This window comes from Kineosporia babensis (assembly GCF_021129305.1).
GTDB lineage: Bacteria > Actinomycetota > Actinomycetes > Actinomycetales > Kineosporiaceae > Kineosporia > Kineosporia babensis.
In genome coordinates, this window is record NZ_JAJOMB010000022.1 from 1 (window position 1) to 21333 (window position 21333).

General features: G+C 68.5%; 15 protein-coding genes. 5 read left to right on the forward strand and 10 right to left on the reverse strand.

Features of this window, described 5'->3' with window-relative positions:
- Positions 1-95 precede the first annotated feature (95 nt).
- The 6 genes from LR394_RS42260 to LR394_RS31355 form a co-directional block, all read right to left on the reverse strand.
- Positions 96-722 (reverse strand): pilus assembly protein TadG-related protein, encoded by a 627-nt coding sequence (locus LR394_RS42260; RefSeq protein ID WP_331283117.1) that lies wholly within the window; start codon positions 720-722, stop codon positions 96-98.
- The gene (locus tag LR394_RS31335; RefSeq protein ID WP_231448221.1) at positions 723-1130 is read right to left on the reverse strand and encodes a pilus assembly protein; all 408 of its coding nucleotides are present in this window, start codon (positions 1128-1130) and stop codon (positions 723-725) included. It lies immediately after the preceding gene.
- A gap of 455 nt (positions 1131-1585) precedes the next feature.
- A complete protein-coding gene (locus LR394_RS31340) occupies positions 1586-1936 on the reverse strand; it encodes a TadE/TadG family type IV pilus assembly protein (RefSeq protein ID WP_231448223.1) in 351 nt (116 codons plus the stop codon).
- A gap of 866 nt (positions 1937-2802) precedes the next feature.
- Positions 2803-3717, reverse strand: coding sequence for a type II secretion system F family protein (locus tag LR394_RS31345; protein ID WP_231448225.1), 915 nt, complete (start codon positions 3715-3717; stop codon positions 2803-2805).
- On the reverse strand, positions 3717-4577 hold the full coding sequence (locus LR394_RS31350) for a type II secretion system F family protein (RefSeq protein WP_231448226.1): 861 nt from the start codon (positions 4575-4577) through the stop codon (positions 3717-3719). The genes LR394_RS31345 and LR394_RS31350 overlap by 1 nt, the downstream gene beginning before the upstream one ends.
- A 4-nt stretch (positions 4578-4581) precedes the next feature.
- Positions 4582-5811, reverse strand: coding sequence for a CpaF family protein (locus tag LR394_RS31355; protein ID WP_231448227.1), 1230 nt, complete (start codon positions 5809-5811; stop codon positions 4582-4584).
- A gap of 197 nt (positions 5812-6008) precedes the next feature.
- Here LR394_RS31355 and LR394_RS31360 point away from each other — a divergent pair, with 197 nt between their 5' ends.
- The 3 genes from LR394_RS31360 to LR394_RS31370 all read left to right on the forward strand — a co-directional run bounded on the left by LR394_RS31360 (position 6009) and on the right by LR394_RS31370 (position 11980).
- Positions 6009-10166 carry an FtsK/SpoIIIE domain-containing protein gene (locus tag LR394_RS31360; RefSeq protein ID WP_231448228.1) on the forward strand — a complete coding sequence of 1386 codons (4158 nt, stop codon included), beginning with the start codon at positions 6009-6011 and terminating at the stop codon, positions 10164-10166.
- A 258-nt stretch (positions 10167-10424) separates the two neighbouring features.
- Positions 10425-10928, forward strand: a complete 504-nt coding sequence (locus LR394_RS31365) for an ATP-binding protein (protein ID WP_231448229.1) — start codon at positions 10425-10427, stop codon at positions 10926-10928.
- Entirely contained in the window at positions 10925-11980 is a 1056-nt protein-coding gene (locus LR394_RS31370; RefSeq protein ID WP_231448230.1) for a SigB/SigF/SigG family RNA polymerase sigma factor, read from the forward strand. Before LR394_RS31365 ends, LR394_RS31370 begins: the two co-directional genes overlap by 4 nt.
- Before the next feature lie 144 nt (positions 11981-12124).
- Here the strand turns inward: LR394_RS31370 and LR394_RS31375 are convergent, their stop codons facing one another.
- Positions 12125-12544 (reverse strand): hypothetical protein, encoded by a 420-nt coding sequence (locus tag LR394_RS31375; RefSeq protein WP_231448231.1) that lies wholly within the window; start codon positions 12542-12544, stop codon positions 12125-12127.
- Between the two features lie 754 nt (positions 12545-13298).
- Between LR394_RS31375 and LR394_RS31380 the strand changes: the two genes are divergently transcribed.
- Positions 13299-13547: a WhiB family transcriptional regulator gene (locus LR394_RS31380; RefSeq protein ID WP_231448232.1), complete on the forward strand. Its 249-nt coding sequence runs from the start codon at positions 13299-13301 to the stop codon at positions 13545-13547.
- A 182-nt stretch (positions 13548-13729) separates the two neighbouring features.
- On the opposite strand, the gene LR394_RS31385 is transcribed toward LR394_RS31380, so the two are convergent.
- From LR394_RS31385 to LR394_RS31395, 3 genes are all read right to left on the reverse strand, one after another.
- A complete protein-coding gene (locus LR394_RS31385; protein WP_231448233.1) occupies positions 13730-13873 on the reverse strand; it encodes a hypothetical protein in 144 nt (47 codons plus the stop codon).
- Between the two features lie 121 nt (positions 13874-13994).
- Entirely contained in the window at positions 13995-15494 is a 1500-nt protein-coding gene (locus LR394_RS31390; RefSeq protein ID WP_231448234.1) for a sensor histidine kinase, read from the reverse strand.
- A gap of 132 nt (positions 15495-15626) precedes the next feature.
- Entirely contained in the window at positions 15627-20591 is a 4965-nt protein-coding gene (locus tag LR394_RS31395) for an NAD-glutamate dehydrogenase (RefSeq protein WP_231448235.1), read from the reverse strand.
- Positions 20592-20791: 200 nt separating this feature from the next.
- On the opposite strand from LR394_RS31395, the gene LR394_RS31400 reads away from it, so the two are divergent.
- Entirely contained in the window at positions 20792-21292 is a 501-nt protein-coding gene (locus LR394_RS31400) for a DUF2505 domain-containing protein (protein ID WP_231448236.1), read from the forward strand.
- The last annotated feature ends 41 nt before the right edge of the window (positions 21293-21333 follow it).

Consider the following 21333-nt stretch of genomic DNA (forward strand, 5'->3'; position numbering starts at 1 on the left):
CGCGGGCCACCTCGTCTGCGCGGGCCACCTCGTCTGCGCGGGCCACCTCGTCTGCGCGTAGCGCATCCGAGGGATCCTTGCCGGCAGGCTGTCTCTTAGGGCTCTTCTTGGGCCGAGGCGCGACTCGTCGACTCCAGCGGCACTCCTGACGCCCAGCGCCGCACCACCACAGCCACCAGCGGAACGCGAGCTCGACCAGTCAGCGTCACTTCAGCGGTGGCCTCGTCCAGAGCGCCGGTCGGCCCACCCACCCCGATCTGGAGTTCTACCAGTGATTCCGGCGCCTGACTGAGGTAGTCACGCACGCTCTCCTGGACACTGGCGTCCGTCAATGCAACGGGTCGCTCCTGGGCGCCGTGCTCGTAGAACGTTGCCTCGTCCAACGCATCGGCGGCATCCCGGGCAGCCCCGTCGGCGGCCGCCTGCAAGGCTTGACGCTGCAGATGCAGCGCCGTGACATCGACCGTCACCAGAACCAGCAGAATCGCCAGGACAACGAATCCGGTTACAAGAAGCAGGATCTGGCCGCTTTCAGCTTCGAGGTGCGCGGGTCTCCGGCCTTCAGGTGGCTGCTTCTCCCTCGACGCGTGTTTGCCTCTGGAGAGCCGCTGGCCCTTCGGCGATCGCCGGCCTCCACCTGGTTGCCGGCCTTGGGGAAACTGCTCATCCCCAGATCGCTGCCGATTATTCGGCGGCGTCTCGTCCATAGGTGACCGTGGCATCTAGGGTCCTGCCTCCCGGAACTCGTCCACCACCTCGGCCTGGCTGGCGCTCACCACGACGCGCGCATTCAATGCGTCGGCAAACCCGGCGGGCAGCCAGGGGAATCGCGCGGCGATCTGCACCTCGACGGTGACCCGTTCTCCCGGAGTCAGGCAGGGCGAAGCAGTGCAGGAGATGGCTACCTCGCCTGCTTCGTCAGCGAAATGGTGGTCTCTCAAGGCAAGTTCGGTGGTGATGGCGAGATGACGTTGTGCTTCGGCATCGCTGTCGGCCGCCGCGAAGGCACGGGCGCCCTCGCGGGCCGCACCGTTGGCCGCGAACGAAGCCGCCTGAATCCGGCCGAGCACGAGCACCAGATAGGCAACCGGCAGCATGAGCAGCAGGCCCAGAGCCACGAACTCGATCACCGCCGAGCCTTCGTCGCCGCCGGTTCTCATGGCTCTGGGTCTGGATTCGGCCTTGGGTCGGTCCCCGGCCCTGCCTTTGGTGCTGGGCCTGGCTTCAGTTCCGGGCCTGACCTCGGCCCGGATCCCGACGCCGAGCTTGGCCTCAGTTCCCGGTCTGGCCTCAGTTCTGGACCTGTCTTCGGCCCGGATCCCAATGCTGAGCTTCGCCTCAGTTCTGGACCTGTCCTCGGCCCGGATCCCGACGCTGGGCCTGGCTTCAGTTCCGGGCCTGGCCTCGGCTCGGGTTCCGATGCTGAGCTTGGCCTCAGTTCTGGGTCTGGGCTTGGTGCCAGTTCTGTTCGTGGCCTCGGTATTGGGCCTGTCCTCGACCGTCTGCCTGCCCCCGGCACTGGGCTTGGCCTTGGTCCTAGACCTACCTCGGGCCTTGGCCGGGCTTCGATTTGCGTCTGCTGTGATCATGGCGCCTCGGCCAATGCGTGCCCGGTGACGCTGATGCTGCGCCCTACCCCGATCAAGCCGGCAACGGGCACCGGGGCCCGCACCTCTACCTGGACCGTGGTGACTCCCTCCAGATCGACCAACCGAGCCGAGACCTGTTCCGCATATCCCGGGGAGAGCGCCTCAGCGATGAGACTTTGGGTGCGGACGGCACCTGCCTCAGGATCGCGGTCGGCCAGAGCTCCGAACCGGGCGCCCTGAGCCGCGCAGTCGGTCAGGACGTTGCGAACGTGAACGGTGAGCGCAAGCTGGACGAGGCCCAGAAACAGGAACACTGTCAGGGCACCGACCATGACGAAATCGGTCACTGCCGATCCAGAGTCACTGCTGTGCGACCGCTTTCCGTTCGCAGCACGATCGCGTTCGGGCCGCCCCAGGGATGCGGCGGCGCTGCATTCTTGCCAATTCACCGGCGTTCCCGTGCCGTGGGCATGCCTTGCCTGTCCGGACGGGATTTTGACTCAGCCGGGCTGGTGGCTGGAGAACTGCCCCTCCCCCGCGAATTGCTACTCACCCGAACTGCCCCCAACTGTCCACGTCTTGTTGTGCCCTGCTGTCAGGTGGTGACGCTCAGGGTTCGCCGGACTCCCGTCGCCTGCCGACCGCCGCCGCTACGGTCACGGGCCGCCCACAACGTTGTCCACAGAGTCGTTGAAAATCTGTACCAGCCGCGGGCCGGCCGCTCCCCATAGCGCCACGACAAGACCAGCCGTCATCAGTGTCACGAGCACCCAGCCGGGCACGTCGCCCCGCTCATGGCTGCGCCGGATCTCCCTACGGCTCAGGTGAATCCGGGTGGAGACGGATGCGGCCACGTAGTGCGTGAGGCTGGCCAGCCAGTTCGCTCCCTGCGATGGGCTTGGCCGATACACCCGGTACCGAGGGCGCGTCCGGTACCGGGGGCGCAATCCGTTCAAGCCGTGCTCCCTGTTCAATCCGTGCTCCCCACACACGCTGTGGTCCCCACTCACGCCTCGCCGCCTGTCCACGCCACCTTTCCCGTTCACGGGGTCCGGGCCGTTCAGGTGGTGCAGTCGACCCGTCCGGTGCGATCCGCCTTGCTGATGTGACTTGCTCCCCTGGAGCAGCCGGTTCGGACGGTGGGCGCACAGCCGATCCGGCTGAACTACTTCGGACATTGCATTCCCCGTTCGGTTTCTGCTGGATCTGACGATCAGACCGTGAGTTCGAGTACTGCCAAGCCGGGATAGAGCGCGAAGAGCACCGTGACCGGCAGAATCAGGAAAACCACGGGCACCATGGCCCCGATCTCCCGCCGCCCACCGGCCTCCATGAGTCTTCGCCGGGTGAGGTCTCGGACGTCCTGGGCCTGAGCCCGGAGCACGTCGGCCAAGGGAGTGCCGCGTTCGATCGCCACCACCATGCCGTCGACGAACCGTGCCACGCTGGGGATGGAGGTGCGAACGGCGAGATCGTTGAGGGCATCGGTCAGCGACCGACCGGTACGGGCGTCGGCGAGAGTCTGCGCAATTTCGTCGGACAGTTCGCCCGAGCAGGTTCGGGCCACCCGGTCCAGAGCGCCCAGCGGCCCTTCACCGGCACCGACCGCAAGCGCCAGAATCTCTGCGACGGAGGGAAACTCGGCCAAGATGCGCTGCTCTCGTCGACGTACCTGCCAATCCAGCGCCTGGTCGCGGCCGAGCACCCCGAGCAACGCACCGATCAGCACGAGCCCGACAAGAGTGACCACGCTGAGACCGTTGCTCGCTGCGATCAGCCCGCTGACACCGGCGCCAAGACAGGCACCGACTACTGCGGCCAGCACCTGCTGCGCCCGGAACTGCTCGATCGCCAGGCCAGAACCCAGCCGCCGAAGTCTTCTTTCGACCGAGGCATTGCCTCCGCTCACCCGCGCGGCCCAGGCCGATGCGGTGGCCAGGACCGGCTGGAGCCACTCCTGCCAGGCCGATCCACGAGCCGGGTCCAGATCGGTCGACAGCCGGGCGCCCCGGAGGTAGGGAGCCAGGCGCTGGTCCAGCGTGGGCCCGCTGCGCCAGGGCACCCCGAGGATGACCAGCCAGGCCCCGAACCCGGCCACAGCTCCGAGCAATGCACCTGCCGCGGCCATCAGCGCAGCACCCGCCGTTCCTCCGGAAGCCTGCCGATCACGGTCATCAGGCGATAGGCCAGCACGGAGACAGCACCTCCGAAGATCAGCACCACCGAACCCGTGGCGCTGCTGTAGGCCTGTACCGACTCGGGTTTCGTGGCCAGCAGAGCCAGGACGAGCCAGGGGGCCGACACTGCGAGACGGGCGGCGGAAACCGTCCAGCTCTGCCGGGCTTCCATCTCGGAACGGACCCGGGCGTCGTCCCGCAGGAACATCGACAGGTTACGCAGGAGCTTGCCCAGGTCGGACCCGCCCACCTCACGGGTGATCCGCAGGGCCTCGCAGAGCCGGTCACCGGTCGGGTCGGCCAGTCGGGTCTTCAGCGCGTCCAGCGAGTCCGCGAAGTTGCCGCTCAGCCGATAGTCATGAGCAAAGGCCCGGAACGGCGGACGCAGCGGTTCAGGACCACGGTCGGCCAGGGCTGAAAGCGCGTCCGGCAGGGAAAGACCGGCCCGGACGCCGGAGGCGAGGTTGTCCACGACGTCCGGCCAGAGTTCGCGCAGCCGTTGTCGGCGCCGACGGGCCCGGGCCCGGATCACCGAGTAGGGCGCCCAGCCTGCGATGACTGCGAAACAGCCGGCCAGTGAGGCGACAGCGGTAAAGGCCAGGACGATCAGACCGACGCCGACGGCGGTCGCCCCGCAGACCGTGAAGAAGGCAGCGGGCGAGACCGAGGGCAGATCGGCCTCGCGCAGCAACGAGCGCAGTCGCCCGATCACGCTGGTCCTGGTCTCCGCGGGGCGCGGTTCCGGCTCCCAGCAGGCCCACCAGACCAGGAAGAGCCCAACCCCGGCGATCAGTCCCAGCAGCGCTCCCATCGGTTCACCTCCAGCCGCCGCGGAGCAACGCCGCGATGTCGATCCCGGCCTGTTCGTAGCGTTCGGGGTGTGGCGGGAATCCCTCGGCCCGGCTGAGCCGGTCGTGACGGCGGGCGAAGATCTCGGTCGTCTCGATCACGTCGGCCTCGACTCTGCCCGGCACACCGATGATCTCGCTGACCCGGCGACGTCCGTCGGCATCCAGCCGGATCTGGACCACCAGGTCGATGGAGCTGGCCACGGTCGGGACGATGAACCGGGCGCTCACGTTCTCCCCGGCCAGCAGCGGCAGGGTGCACATCTTCACCACGGCCTCGCGGGCCGAATTGGCGTGCACCGTGGCCATCCCGGGTAGACCGCTGTTGAGTGCCAGCAGCAGATCGAGACTCTCGGCCTGTCTGACCTCGCCGACGATCAGCCGGTTGGGCCGCATCCGGAGGGCCTCCTTCACCAGCCGCCGCAACGGGATCTCACCGGTGCCCTCGAGGCTGGCCTGCCGGCACTGCATGGCCACGCAGTCGCGCAGCGCGACCCGCAACTCGAACACCTCTTCGCAGGTGATGATGCGCTCACGGGCCGGGACGGCGCCCAGAAGACAGTTGAGCAAGGTGGTCTTGCCCGCTTGAGTACCCCCGGAGACCAGGATGTTGAGCCCGGCGGCCACCGATGCCTTGAGGAACTCGGCAGCGTGCGGGCTGAGGGTTCCCAGAGTGACCAGGTCGTCCAGACGGGTGGAGACCACGGTGAACTTGCGGATGTTGACCGCGTAGGAGGATCGTGTGATGTCCGGGATGACAGCATGCAGCCGGGAGCCGTCGGGCAGCATCGCATCCACGAACGGGCTCGCCAGGTCGACGCGGCGGCCGGAGAACTTCAGCATCCGCTCGACCAGGTCACGAACCTCCTGGTCGGAGAGGACGGTCGTGGTGAGCTCACTGACACCGGAACGTGCAATGAATATTTGCCCTGGATCGTTAATCCAGATTTCCTCGATCGAGGGATCGTCGAGATACGGCTGCAGCGGCCCGAAACCGGAGACTTCGTCGAGCACCCGCTTGACCGCCTGACGAGTATCCGCCAGCGGGGGCAGCGCCCGAGTGAGGGAGCGTTCGTCGTACGCCGCGATCGCCGCCTCGACCAGCCGTCGCAGACCGGCCGAATCCCGGCCCGGGTCAATCCCTTCCCGCCGGATCAGCTCCCGCACTTCACCGGACACGATCGCGACAGCGTCCATCGATTCCTCCCCCGCCGGATCGATCCGTTCTCAGTGCGGACTCGCCGCAACTCCCCGTGGCCCGCAGCATACGCAAATCCGGACAGATGCCAATTCAGTTATCCACAACCCCGAACGAAACCGCCCGTTCCGGCAGTCCTTCGCAAGTTATCCACAGGGCGTCCCGAGATGCCCTATAAGAGGCGCACAATCGAACCATGAAACTTCGGCTGACCATTGTGCTTCCTGAGATTGGAGTGAAGCCAGTTGATGTCGAGATCGAGGCCGATCGCGGAACCACCCTGGACATGGCGACCGGCCCCTTGAGCGATGCGCTCCGATCCTCTCCGCACCAACGTAATGCACTCTCGTTCAATTTATTTCACTGCTCCGGGCGAGCCCTACCATCAACGCAGCCGATCGGTCTACCTCCGGTCCTGCACGGGGCGACGCTGGTTATGGGGGACCCTGGAGAACTGCCGATCAGGTACGACGGCGGGCTCGAACTCCACGTGGTCTCCGGGCCTGATGCCGGGTTTACCTATCCGCTGACACCCGGCGGCCCGCTGCTGATCGGGCGACAGAGTTCCTGTGATGTACCACTGGCCGATCCAGACCTTTCCCGGCGGCACGCCGAACTCGAAACCGCAGACGGCATCGTCCGGATCCGGGATCTGCTGTCAGCCAACGGAACCTGGCTGTCCGGATCGGCCGTCGGCGAGACAGGCCGCCCGCTTCCGGTGAATACCGCGGTCCGGGTCGGCGGGAGCACACTGCTGGTACGCACCCCCGATCAGCCGGCCGCAGCCGCCGTCCCCGATGGCGAAGGACACCTGCTGGTGAACCGGCGCCGACCGCTCGGAGCGCCGAGACCCGAATCAATCGTCGAGTTGCCGCCGCCCCCGCAGGAACCGGCCCGTCAGCATCTGCCTTGGCTCATGGTTCTCGCCCCGCTGCTGCTCGCCGTTCCCGCCGCAATCATCTGGCGCCAGCCCGCCTATCTGTTGATCGCCGTTCTGAGTCCCCTGCTGATGCTGGCGCAATACCTCACCGACCGGCGCCGGGGCAGGCGAGAAGGTCTTGCCCGTACGGTGGGCCATCAGACCGCCGTCCGCGAGGCACAGCAGCAACTGCAGCGATCACTCACCGCAGACGCCGAATATCTGGACCTGACGCACCCCGACCTGGCCCGGATCGGGACGATGGCACGTATCCCCACCACCGAACTGTGGCATCGCACGGCTGAGCACCCTGCGGCCCTGACGGTACGGCTGGGCCGCGGCGAGGTGCCTTCCTCCGCCGTGATCCGCGATGCTTCATCCCCGGCCGGTCACCGTCGGCCGACGCACCCCGACGCACCGGTCGTGCTGGAGCTGAAAGCGTTTCGGGTGATCGGTATCAGCGGTCGGCGTGAGTCGGCGCTGAGCACCGCCCGGTCGATCATCGGCCAGCTCTCGGTTCTGCACTCACCACTCGACCTGTCGATCAGTCTGCTGCGATCCAAACCACCAGGAGCCGACCTCGCCGCAACGCCGGAAGGGGCCGACGAGTGGGACTGGCTGAACTGGCTCCCTCATCACCGGCCACCCGAAACCTCAGGTTCCAGAAAGAATCAGCCCAGTGTTCTCGTTCTTGACGGCGCCCGGCGCCTGCGTGGGCAGGCAGACGTGGCCCGGGTGCTCGCTCAGGCCGGTACTGCGGACCCGCACGCCGACCGACCGGTCTGCGTCGTCGTCTGCCTGGAACGGGACGAGTCCGCGCTTCCCCTCGAATGCTCGGCGACGATCGTCCACGCGACCGACCAAGCCCGGGCCACCCTGCGTCGGGCCGGTCAGCCGCCGCTGTCGTTCCGGCCGGACCTTGCAGGTTCTCGCTGGGCAGCCCGCCTCGCCCGTGATCTCGCACCGCTGAGGGACGCCACTCCCGAGGGCGCCGGCGGCCTTCCCGAGCAGGTGCACCTGCTCGAGGAGCTTCGGCAGGGCGGCCGCCCGGAGCCGGTCGAGACGACCGAACTGGCTCAGGCCTGGGCCCGCTCAGACCCGATTCGTGCAGTGCTCGGACGGTCGGCAACCGGACAGGTGGTGGTCGACCTGGCCGCGGATGGGCCGCACCTGCTGATCGGCGGAACAACGGGGGCAGGCAAGTCCGAACTGCTGCAGACCCTGATCGCCTCGCTGGCCCTGGGCTCGAGCCCGCAGCGCCTGACCTTTCTGCTGGTGGACTACAAAGGTGGGGCCGCCTTCCAGTCCTGCACCCGCCTTCCCCATGTCGGTGCCGTTCTCACTGACCTGGATCCGCAGTCGGCTCAACGGGCCCTGATCTCGTTCAGCGCGGAACTACGCCGAAGGGAACGGATTCTGCTGAACGCCGGCTGCGTCGACATCGAGAGCTACCTCACGGCCCGGCAGGGCGATGGAAGCCTCGATCCGATGCCCCGGCTCATGGTGATCGTCGACGAGTTCCGGGTGCTCGCCGAGGAGATTCCCGAATTCGTCACCGGACTGGTCCGCATCGCCACTGTCGGCCGCTCACTCGGGATCCATCTCGTGCTGGCCACCCAGCGTCCGGCCGGCGTGGTATCGCCGGACATCACCGCGAACATGAATCTGCGGATCGCCCTGCGGGTGCGCGACGCCGCCGACTCCCAGGACCTGATCTCGGATCCGGCGGCCTCCGTCCTGCCCAGCATTCCGGGGCGGGCATTGCTGCGGGCCGGAGCCGATCCTCCAGTCCAGTTCCAGACGGCCCGGGTGCTGGGAAGAACACCGGCACTCACCACCGGGAAGAAAGCGACAGTAAGAGTGCTCGACACTGCCCAGGCACCAGCACCAACGATGGAGAACGAGGAAGAAGCAGGGCCGGTCGATCTCGAGCGTGTCGTGGTGGCCGCTCAGTCGGCCGCCGCGTTACTTGGGCTCGATCACACCCAGGCGCCCTGGCTGCCGGAGTTGCCGACCGACCTGAGCACCGCTGATCTCGCCGCACCGGTCACCGGCCGAAGCCTGCCCTTCGGACTGATCGACCTGCCGGAGGAGCAACTCCAGGAACCGGCTTTCTGGGATCTGAGCACGGGGCATCTGGCGGTGGTCGGCGGACCTCGGTCCGGGCGCTCGAACGTGATCCGCTCACTGTGCACCACAGCGGCCCGGATCGTCGGGCTCGCAGGGGTGAGGGACGTCCACTGCAGTGTTCTGGACGCCACCGGGCAACTCGGCGATCTGGAGCGGGACGGCTGGGCGGCCGTGATCCGGCCGGACGATCATGAACGTGCCGAGCGGCTGCTCCGGCTCATGCTCGGCGTGCTGCAGGAACGCCAGGCCGAGCCGGTTGCCCGGGACCCGGTGCTCCTCCTGGTGGACGGCTGGGAAGCACTGACCTCCGCCTGGGCGGAGCCCGGTCTGATGGACCTCCACGACGATCTGCTGCGACTGCTGCGGGATGGACCGGGCTGCGGAATCTGTGTGGCCGTGACCGGAGGCGTCCAGTTCCTGACCGGGCACCTGTCATCGCTGTTCCCGCAACGGCTGGTGCTTGCCTTGCCGGATCCGGCCGACGCAATGGTGCTCGGAGTTCCGGCGGGAGCCGCCCGCGGCACCGGGCCTCCCGGCCGTGGCTGGTGGCTCGCCCCGCCGCGGAACGCCTTTCATCAGCTTCAGGTTGCTCGCCCGGCCACAGGAGTCTCAGGTCGACGGGTGAGAACAGACGATGCGTGGCGGGTGCCCGCCCTGCCGGTGAAAATCTCGCGAGCCCATCTGCCGCGGGTCGGTGCACACGGCCGGCGTTCACCGGGCCTGGTCCCGATCGGAATCGGCGGCGACCGGACGCAGCCGATCCGCCTGGATGTCCTGGCCGCTCCGGTCACAGTCGTTCTCGGATCGCGGGGCAGCGGACGCTCCACCGCGCTGGCGAGCCTGTGGGAAGGCCTGCGCGAGTGTGGGCTTCCCGCGTTCCTGTTTCCTGCAGGCACCGCCCGGCAAGCGCAGGACGTGTCCACCCTGGCCGGGTACCTCAGAGAAGAACCAGGCTCGGTAGTGCTTCTGGATCATCCCCCCGGCCCGGAACTGCCGGGTCCCGGCACCGATCAGCTTCCCGAGGTCCTGGCTTTGCACCTTGCCGCCGGAGGCCACCTCGTGGTCGCGGCTTCCGGACCGGAGATCGCGGCTGCCTACCGCGGCGTTCTGGCGCTGGCCCGGGATGCCCGGCAAGGGCTGGTCCTGGGCGCGGTCTCGCCGATCGACGGCGATGTGCTGGGTGTCCGGCTGAACCGCCGCCCGGCCGGACCACCGGGCCGTGGGCTGCTGATCGTCGGAGGAAAGGTGCTCTCCTTACAGGTGGCGCATCCGGACGGACCTGCCGATGACGGCCGGACGCGATGAGATGGTGAACGCGACCTCGCTCCGGGACCCGCCGACGTCCATCATGAGGAATTCGGCCGGCAGGCGATTTCGGACAGCAACGAATCTGTCCCCAGATGTCGAAACCGTCACGCTTGGACGCTCGGAGAGAGGCGGGTGTGACGATATGCAAGCACCGTCCAGCAGGTTGTGACATACAGCGACAGGCTCGGAAAATGCTCACGACTAGTGCGCTAGTTACGTCGACATGCACAACGCAGTGTGTTCTATTCTTGCCGCATGGTGACATTGGTCTCGTTCGGTAACGGACGAACCGCGCACCGCAACAATCCGGCGCGTTCTGCGTGGTCATGGAAGGGTGTGGGCACGATTTCGCTCGGCAGCCGCTCCGAGACCGTCCGGAGCACGGACACCGTAGATCTGCGAGTACCGGCCGATCCGGCGTACCTGGCGATGATCCGGACCGCGACCGCAGGGCTGGCCACCCGGCTCGATCTGACGCTGGACGAGATCGAGGACCTGCGGATCGCCGTGGACGAGGCCTGCTCCCTGCTGTTGCGTGGGCGTTCCCACCCGGGCGAGGTGCTAACCGCCGGCTTCGAGGTCGGGCCGCCCGGCAGCGGGACGCTCTCGATCCTGATCACTGGCCCGCTCAGCCGGCTTCCCGAAGGGCAGGGCTACGCCTGGTCGGTGCTCCGGGCCCTCGCCGGAGAGGTCGTCACCGGCGTCGGCGAGCACGGCGCGTGGATCAAACTGACGTACGTCGGACGGGGAGACCAGTGATCCAGCAGCAGGAGACGACGCTTAGCGTGCTGCAGCGCACACCCCAGCGGGGTGAGACCCCGGACGCCGGCGAGAGCACTGATCCACCTGGCCAGCAGGACGAATCGGCCCTCCCCCCGGAGTCCGTTCTCGACGACCAGGTGAGTGCTCCGGCCGAGGCGGCACCGGTCCGGGCCCCGCACCGACGGGCCGCCCAGACCCCGGCCGCCTCGATCAGCAGCGTGGCTGCCCGGCTACGCGAGAACGAAGACCTGGACGAGGAGACGGCCGGGGCGGCCCGCCCGCGGGGCCGTCACGTCCGGGAGGACGAGGGCGACACCCCCGCCCAGTCCGATCCTGATCTGCTCCGGCTGGCTGCCCTGCCCAAGACCGATCCGCAGTACCAGCAGCTACGCCGCACAGTGATCGAGGCCCACCTCCCCCTGGTCCACCACCTCGCCCAACGCTTCAAAGGCCGCGGCGAACCCTACGACGACCTCGTCCAAGTCGGCACCATCGGCCTCCTGCACGCCGTCGACCGCTTCGACCCCCACCGCGGAGCCTTCGCCGCCTTCGCCGTACCCACCATCGTCGGCGAAATCCGCCGCCACTTCCGCGACCGCGGCTGGGCCATGCGCATCCCCCGCCGCATCCAGGACCTCGGCCGCCGCGTCTCCGAAGCCCGCGAAACCCTCACCCACACCCTCGACCGCTCCCCCACCGTCCAGGAGATCGCCCAGCACCTGGACGTCGATGCGGACCTGGTGATCGAGGCCCTGGACACCGCCAGCGCCTACATCACGGTCCCGCTGCCCACAACGGCCGACGAGTCGGACCGAATGGGCAAAGCCTTCGAGGACGCCGGGCTGGAACTGGTGGAACAGCGCGAGACGTTGCGCCCGCTACTGGCCCGCCTGCCCGAGCGGGAGCAGCGGATTCTGGAGCTCAGGTTCGGCAAGGGCCTCTCACAGGCGCAGATCGCGGCCGAGGTGGGCGTCTCCCAGATGCATGTCTCCCGGCTGCTGACCAAGAGCCTGAACATCCTGCGCAGCGGACTCACCCAAGAGCTCTGACGAACGCAGAACGGGTGTCACTCGGGATCCCGAGTGACACCCGTTCTGTCTTTGGCAACGTCTTCTGAACACCCTCGGCCGCCCGGAGCGGCACAAAGGCCGCGTAGGCGCCTTCTGCGCCGCCAGGCGCCTTCTGAGCGCCCCTCAGGCGGCTGCGTCTTCCTCCCGGACGATCACGTGCTTCCCTGCGACCAGGAAGCCCACTACGACCGCAATGGCGAGGATGGGAATGCCGTAGTACCAGTAGTTGCTTGCAGACACCGGCATACCTACCCCCGCCTGAAGCAGCTGCCAGGTCATCACCGGCCCCCTGGTCCAGCGCGCGCCCTCCCGCAGCCCACGAACACAGCCGGCCAGAGCCAGGCCGATGACGGCCGCTATGACGCCGAGCCCGATCCCGTTCACCGGCCGCGATGCGCCCAGCCCTTCGACAACCAGGAGCACCGCCCCTACGAGCAGAGCCAGCGCCTCCAGCCCGACCAGGACAGCAACCAGGAGACGGAGGTCCTCACGACCGCCTGGACCCTCCTGGTCCTGCCCCGCCGGGCTTTCCTGCCTCGGCATCGAACACATCCTCTCCTTCATCGTCCATTCACCCGATAGCGATTAAACGCGCTACCGTAAAACCGAACCCGCCACGGTTCCCCGTCACGAGGATCGTTCCGCCGCAACGAATGTCACAAGCGCATCAGCTCCGACTTAAGAGCGCGAAAGCCATTCTTCCGGTGCTGCACCCGCTCGGCCCTATTGGGGTCTTTTGGGCACTTCGGCCTGCAAACCGCTTGCGCGTGCGCCAATATAAGGGGCAGGCAAGACACGGATCACTCTGCGTGGAACACCCAGAAGAATCCTGACACCACTCTTCTGGCTCTTTCACGGCGTGCACCCAGGAATGTACGCGCCGTGGGAACGCGTTCACCTAATGCGTTCTTTGCCCCACACTCAGGGTCACAGAACGGACACGACAGAACCGAACCACTGTCCAACCAGGCAGATTCTGCCGATAGCAATGACCAGCTACGTATATACGCAGCGTGTTCTAACGACTACAGTCCTGCATCGTGACCGTGGGCAACGAAACGTCGCTCAGATCACTCGGGGAAAACCCTTGTGAAAGCGGGCACAAGCGTGTGAGGCTGGTCGTTAGATCCGGTGGGAGCAAGAAAAACGCAATCACCGACGGCTGGAGACTCTCCGGTCGACCTGGGCCACAACCCGTAAACCGGGAGCAGGCCACCAACCCATGAGGCAAGGCGTCTGCCGCCGCGCCTCGTACCGTATACGACCGCCCACCCGGGCGTGAGGAGTGGACGATCCCATGGACTGGCGCCATGAGGCAGCTTGCCTCGAGGAGGACCCGGAGCTGTTCTTCCCGATCGGGAACACCGGCCCTGCGATCCTTCAGATCGAGGAAGCCAAGGCTGTTTGCCGTCGATGCGAGGTCGTCGAGACGTGCCTTCGCTGGGCCATCGACTCCGGCCAGGACGCCGGTGTCTGGGGTGGCCTTTCGGAGGACGAGCGTCGTGCGCTGAAGCGCCGTAACGCTCGGGCCCGTCGCGCCGGCTGACTTTCGTCAGCCCACCGTGGACCAGGCCGGCGCGGGTACTGCGGTCGCTCAGGAACGTGCGGCCGAGCCGCCGACACAATCGGGGTTCGGCAACCGCAACGTCAGCAGTCGAAAGATCGCAGTATCCGCCGCCGCTTCTCGGCGACACAGCACCTATCAGCAACACCGCTGCCGCGGTTGAGTCATACAGCCTGCGGCAGCAGCACTTCCGCACCATCGAACGACGACGCGCCACCGGCCCTTCGAAAATGCCACTCGACCAGGCATTTGAGACGCGGCGGCGCATAGGTACCGGATCCGGCGGCCCGTTCGGCGAAGACCACCATCGCGCAGCAGGTTTCCTGATCCAGCGCGGAAACCGAACCGCGCCGTCTGGACCACCGGTCACTGCATGTCCCGGAGCATCGCCACCTGGATGCCCGGGACATCGTGTGTTTGCGGGGTAATTCAGCCCTCGGGCATTTCGTCGCGCGAGACGCTCGCCGTCGCCTTACGCAGGGTGACCTCGACAATGACGTCGGTGCCGCCTTCCGGTGCCGGCGCCCACGAGATGCGCCCCCGCATCTCACCGCTCACGAGGGCCTGGACGATCTGCGTGCCGAGTCCGGACTGCCCGGCCCGGAACTCCTCGGGAAGCCCGGTGCCGTCGTCCCGGATCGTCACCCGTAGATCGGCGCCGTTGCGCTCGACGATCAGGGTGACCGTGCCGCCGCGCTCCCGGAAGCCGTGCTCGACCGCGTTCGTCACCAATTCGGTCAGGACCAGAGCGAGCGGGGTCGCGTTCTCGGCCCGCAGTTCGCCGAAGCGCCCCTCCCTGCGAATCTTCACCGACGTAGAGGGCGCGGCCAACTCGACTGCCAGAGACAGGGTGCGGCCCACCACATCGTCGAAGTCGACCTTCTCGCCGAAGCCCTCGGACAGTGTCTCGTGCACCAGAGCGATCGTGGAGACCCGGCGCATCGCCTCCTGCAGGGCCCCGCGGCCTTCCGGGGACTTGATCCGGCGGGCCTGCAGGCGCAGCAGGGCGGCCACCGTCTGGAGGTTGTTCTTGACCCGGTGATGGACCTCACGGATCGTCGCGTCCTTAGTGAGGAGTTCCTGCTCCCGCCGGCGCAGTTCGGAGATCTCGCGCACCAGCAGCAGGGCGCCGGTCCGTTCCCCCGCCGTCTTCAGCGGCACCGCCCGCATCGACAGCGTGGCGCCGTGGTTCTCGATGTGGCTGCGCCAGGGCGCCCGGCCCATCAGCACCAGCGGCAGCGACTCGTCGACCAGTCCGGGCTGGTCGAGCAACGAGGTGACGATCTCGGAGAGGCTGTGGTCGACCACCTCGCCGAAGTGCCCCAGCCGGTGCAGGGCGGAAACGGCGTTCGGGCTGGCGTAGGTGACCTTGCCGTCCTTGTCCATCCGGATCAGGCCGTCACCGACCCGCGGGGCGCCCCGGCGAGGACCGCTCGGTGCCCCCGGGGCCGGGAACTCGCCCTCACAGATCATCCGGGTCAGCTCATCGGCACACTGCAGGTAGGTCAGCTCGAGCCGGCTGGGGGTGCGGGCGGCGGAGAGATTGGTGTGCCGGGCCAGCACCGCGATCGGGCGGCCGGCCCGCAGCACCGGCACGGTCTCCTCGCGGACCGTGACGTCCTCCTGGTAGTCGGTCCCCCGCTCCCGGCAGATCCGCAGCTGCTCGTAGGCACGATCGAGCAGCGGACGCCGTCCGGCCTCGACCGTGGTACCTACGACGTCGTCGTAGTAGACGGTCACGCCGGTACTGGGCCGGCAGTGCGCGACCGCGACCCAGCCCCCGTCGTCCTTGCGCGGGACCCAAAGCACCAGGTCGGCGAACGACAGGTCGGACAGCAGCTGCCAGTCGCCGGTGAGCAGTTGCAGCCACTCGAGGTCGGCCTGGCCGAGGTTGGTGTGCTTGGCAACCAGGTCTTTCATCGTGGGCATGCGGGCAACTCTAACTATCGGTCGTAGTAGACGTCCGACTGCGGTGATCGCGCCGGGGCAGGTTTTCCGCCGGGGGCCTCACATTCGGGATGCCCCCGGCGTTTACCAGGTATGAAGGATGCGCAGGCCGGGTCAGACAATGCTCCGCAGCGAGCGCAGCACCACCGACAGCGCCGCCACGTCCGCCGCCGGCAGCCGGATCACTTCCTCCAGGGTCGAGCGCACCCGGACCAGCCGGTCGCCGTTGGCCTGCTCGAACTGCGCGATCCGGTCGGCCGGCGCACCGGGTTCCGTCCGGGTCAGCACCGCCACGGTGAGCGACTCCAGCGCGGCGTACAGGTCCGCCCGCAGCGCCGCCCGGGCCTGCAACTGCCAGTGGTCGCTGCGGGGCAGGCCGGAGATGCGCCGCAGCAGGCTCTGCCCGGCGTAGCGCTCCGAGAGGGTCAGGTAGACCCGGGCCACCTCGGCCGGGTCGGCTCCCACCTGGTTCGCGATCTGGGTGATGTCAAGCAGCATGTAGCGGGTCAGCAGGCCGGCCGCCTGCCGGGCCAGCGGCTCAGGTACCCCGCTGCGCTTGCGTTCCTCGATCTCGGCCACCAGCACCGTGCGCTGTTCCGGGCCGACCAGTTCGGGGATCTGCGGGGCCAGCTCGGCGATCACCGGGCCGAACCGCGCCACCTGCTCGGCGATGTCGATGGTCCCCGGCACCGCCTGGAGGAACCAGCGCACGGCCCGGTCCAGCAGCCGCCGGAAACCCAGGTAGAGAGAGGCCTGGTCGTGGGTGGAGAGGAGGCCGTCCAGGGCCTCCACCGAGCGGGCGAAGGCCTCGAACCCGAAGACCTCCCGGGCCACGATGTAGGCGCGGGCGATCTGCTCCGGGTCGGCGCCGGTCTCCTCCTGGCAGCGGAAGGCGAAGGTGATGCCGCCGCGGTTGACCATGTCGTTGACCAGGCACGTGGTGACGATCTGCCGGCGCAGCGGGTGGGCGGCCAGGGCGTCGGCGTAGTTCTTGCCGATCTGCGGCGGGAAGTAGCCGACCAGCACCCGGTCGAGCCAGGGGTCGTCAGGCAACGCCGTGTCGACGATGTCCTCGGTGAGGGTGAGCTTGGCGTAGGCCACCAGCACGGAGAACTCCGGCGAGCTGAGTCCCATCTCGGCCGCGGCCCGCTCGGCCAGGCCGGCGTCGTCCGGCAGGAACTCCAGCGCCCGGTCCAGCGCGCCCCGGGCTTCCAGCGCCTGGATGAAGCGCTGGTGCACCTGCAGCATGCCGCGCGACTGGCGGCGGGCGTTGCCGAGCAGCACGTTCTGCTCGTAGTTGTCGCGCAGCACCAGACGGGCCACGTCGTCGGTCATCGAGGCCAGCAGTTCGGTGCGTTCACCTGCGTCCAGGCGCCCGGCCACCACCAGGGCGTCGAGCAGGATCTTGATGTTGACCTCGTGGTCGGAGCAGTCCACGCCGGCCGAGTTGTCGATGGCGTCGGTGTTCACCCGCACCCCGCACAGCGCGGCCTCCACCCGGCCGAGCTGGGTCAGGCCGAGGTTGCCGCCCTCACCGACCACCCGGGCCCGCAGCTGCCGGCCGTCGATCCGGATGGCGTCGTTGGCCTTGTCCCCGACCTCGCCGTGGCTCTCCTTCGAGGCCTTGACGTAGGTGCCGATGCCGCCGTTCCAGAGCAGGTCGACGGGGGCGGCCAGGATGGCCTTCATCAGTTCGTTCGGGGGCATCGCGGTGCGGTCGGCGGGGATGCCCAGACGCTGCGCGACCTGGGGGGTGATCGGCACCGACTTCGCGCTGCGGGGGAAGACACCGCCCCCTTCGCTGATCAGGCCGGTGTCGTAGTCGGCCCAGCTGGAGCGAGGCAGCCGGAACATCCGCGAGCGCTCGGTGTAGGAGGTGTCCGGATCCGGGTCCGGGTCGAGGAAGATGTGCCGGTGGTCGAAGGCGGCCACCAGTTGCAGGGCCTTCGACAGCAGCATGCCGTTGCCGAACACGTCGCCGCTCATGTCCCCGACACCGACCACGCTGGTCCGCATCGTGGCGACGTCGTGGCCGAGCTCGCGGAAGTGCCGGTCGACGCTCTCCCAGGCTCCCCGGGCGGTGATGCCCATGACCTTGTGGTCGTATCCGACCGAGCCGCCGGAGGCGAACGCGTCGCCCAGCCAGAACCCGTAGCCGGCGGCCACCTCGTTGGCCAGGTCGGAGAACGCCGCGGTGCCCTTGTCCGCCGCAACGACCAGATAGCTGTCGTCGCCGTCGTGCCGGAACACCCGGGGCGGCGGCACGATCCGCTGACTGCCGTCCTCCTGGACCACCCGGTTGTCGGTGACGTCGAGCAGCGAGCCGATGAAGCTGCGGTAGCAGGCGATGCCCTCGGCGAGCCACGCGTCCCGGTCCACGGCCGGGTCGGGCAGCCGCTTGGCCACGAAACCGCCCTTGGCGCCGGTGGGCACGATCACCGCGTTCTTCACCATCTGTGCCTTGACCAGGCCGAGGATCTCGGTGCGGAAGTCCTCCCGCCGGTCGCTCCAGCGCAGGCCGCCGCGGGCGACGGCGCCGAACCGCAGGTGCACGCCTTCCACCCAGGGCGAGTACACGAAGATCTCGTGCGCCGGGCGGGGGGCCGGCAGTTCCGGCACCGCGTGCGGGTCGAGCTTGAAGGCCAGCGAGCGGCGGATCCCGGTGGCCGGCTGGGCGTCGTCCTCGAACAGGTAGCGGTTGGTGCGGGTGGTGGCCTGGACCAGGGCCAGGAAGGAGCGCAGGATGCGGTCCTGGTCGAGGCTGGAGACCTCGTCGAGCGCGGCCGAGATCTTCGAGACCAGGGCGACCGACTCGGTGTGGCGGCCCTCGGTGTCCAGGCCGGAGGCGTTCTGGCCGCCGAACCGGTCCGGGTCGAAACGGGTTTCGAACAGGTCGGTCAGCAGGACGGCGATCTGCGGGTTGGAGACCAGGCAGTCGCCGATGTAGTCCTGGCCGAACGTCGAGCCGGTCTGGCGCAGGTAGCGGGCGTAACCGCGCAGCACCGAGACCTGCCGCCAGTCCAGGCCGGCCACCAGCACGAGGCGTTCGAAGCCGTCGCTCTCGGCGTCGCCCCACCAGGCCGACTCGAACGCCTCGCAGAACAGCCGGTGCAGCCGCTCGTGCGTGGCCAGGCTGCCGGTCACCTGGGGCTGGGCCCCGCGCAGACCGAAGTCGTAGATGTAGCCCTGGCGGCCGGAGGCCGAGCTGAACGCGTAGGGCCGCTCGTCCACCACCTCCACCCCGAGGTTGGTCAGGTAGGGCAGCACCGCCGACAGAGACAGCGGCTCCCGGCGGTAGAGAACGAACCGGTGTTCGCCCGGGGCCGCGCCTTCCGGCTCGTAGAGCTTCATCCCGAGCACTGCGGCCCGGTCGTCGGCCGCGTCCATCCCGTCCAGCCGGCACAGGTCCGCGACCGCGGTCTCCGGCTCGACGTCCACCCGGTAGGCCTGGCCGATGCCGGAGCCCCACTCACGCACCAGCCGGGCGCCGTCGGCGTCACCCACCTGCTGCGCGGCGGCCTCGGCGAAGTCGTCGTCCCAGCTGCGGGTCAGCCGGACCAGCTGCTCCTCGAGCGCGGGCAGATCCAGATCGGGCACGGCCGCGCCGGGCTCCACCCGGACCACGAAGTGCAGCCGGGCCAGGACCGATTCGGTGACCCGGGCGGTGTAGTCGGCGGTCCGGGCCCCGATCGCCTCCCGCAGGACTCGCTCGATCGCCAGCCGGACCGACGTGACGTAGCGGTCCCGGGGCAGGAAGACCAGGCAGGAGACGTAACGGCCGTAGTCCTCCACCCGCAGGAAAAGCCGGGTGCGCCGGCGTTCCTGCAGCTGCATCACGGTCATCGTGATCCACGCGAGCATCTCGGCGTGGATCTCGAACAGCTCGTCGCGGGGGTAGACCTGGAGGATCTCCAGCAGGTCCTTGCCGGAGTGGCTGTCCGGGGAGAACCCGCCCGCCGAGAGCACCGCCTCGGCCTTGCGGCGGATCACCGGCACGTCCCGGACGTCGGCGGTGTAAGCGGTGGAGGCGTACAGGCCGAGGAATCGGCGTTCCCCGGTGACCCGGCCGTTCTCGTCGAACGTCTTCACCCCGATGTAGTCGAGGTAACCGGGCCGGTGCACGGTGGAGCGGGAGTTCGCCTTGGTCAGCACCAGGAGCGTCGGCTCCTTGGCCTTGACCTGGGCCTGCGGGGTGAGTGCGCGGGCGCCCCGGGCGTCCTGGTCGTGCCGCAGCACACCCAGCCCGGTGCCGGTGCGGGCGATCAGCAGGTCCTCGCCGTCGCGCTCGATCAGGTCGTACTCGCGGTAGCCGATGAAGGTGAAGTGGCCTGCGGCCAGCCAGCGCAGCAGCTCCGCGCCCTCCTCCGCCTCGGCCCGGGCCGGGCCGACGGGCGGCGTGTGCTGCAGGTCGTCGGCGATCCGGTCGGCGGTGGCCCGCATCTTGGGCCAGTCCTCGACCGCGACCCGCACGTCGTCCAGCACCCGGCGCAGGCCCTGCTCCATCGCGGCGACACGCTGCGGATCCGTCTCCCGGCCCACCTCGACGTGGATCCACGACTCGGGCTGGGCGTCGCGCGGCAGCGACTGGCCACCGGCACCGGCCGAACGCGAGGCGGCCAGGTGCGGTTCCACCCGCAGGATCTCGAGGATCGCGCCGGTGACGTCGCGTCGCACCACGAACTGCGGGTGGATCGTCATCTGCAGCTCGCAACCGAGCCGGGCGAGTTCGGCGTTCACCGAGTCGACCAGGAAGGGCATGTCCTCGACGACGATCTCGATCACCGTGTTGCCGCACGACCAGCCGTGCGTCTCCTCGGTGGGAGTGAACACCCGGACCAGCGCGGTGCCCTGAGGCCGGAGCGCAGCCAGCTCGCGGTGCGAGAACGCCAGCCCGGCCAGATCGAGAGCGGACCGCTCACGCAGGTCGTCGAGAGCGACGTTGCGGAAGTAGCGGTGCAGGAACTCACCCGGGTCCGGTTGTGGCCGGCCTGGTGGCTCCTGGGCGGTGATCTCCCGCCCGGCCCGCTGGGCGCCTGCGAGCAGCGCCTCCCTGTCCCCTTCCGTCGTCGGCAACGTCAAAGGACCACCCGACATCACGCGGCACCCCAGAACATGTGAGAGAGAACGCTGTGCACGGCGGCACGCTCCTGGCGCGGCCTCCGACCCGTGACCCTACCCTTGCCTGCGACGGCGACCAGCCGACAACGCGGTCCGGTCGTCCGAGGAGTCTTGTCGATTCGATCGGGCCATCATCTGTATGAGCCGAAAGGGTGTCATCCGTGCGCGTGACCGCTGACATGCATTACCGAGCCGACCCAGCCAGCGTTTTCGCCATGCTCACGGACCAGGCGTTCCAGGAGCGCAAGGTGGGGACCATCTCCAAGGGCGCGTGGGACGTCCGGGTGCAGCAGGAAGGCGAGTCCGCGGTGATCGTCAGCCACCGGACGCTGCCGCCGGAAGTCGTCCCGGATGCGTTCCGGGCGATGATCAGCACGAGCATCACGATCACGCAGACCGAGAAGTGGGGCCCGGCCGCCCCCGACGGCAGCCGCAACGGCAGCATCGACGTCGAACTGAGCGGCGTGCCGGTCCGGCTGACGGGCACGCTCACGCTTGCCCCGGCACCCGACGGTGGGTGCGTCGAGCAGGTCGTGGGCGAACTGAAGGCCAAGATCCCGCTGTTCGGGAGCAAGGTGGAGAAGGCGGCCGAACCTGCGGTCCGGGCCGCGATCGACGCCGAGGGGCGCATCGGCGCCCAGTGGCTGGCCGAGCGTTCCTGACCGGCATCGTTGTTCGGCCCGTCGGCGGCTCACCGCCGGCT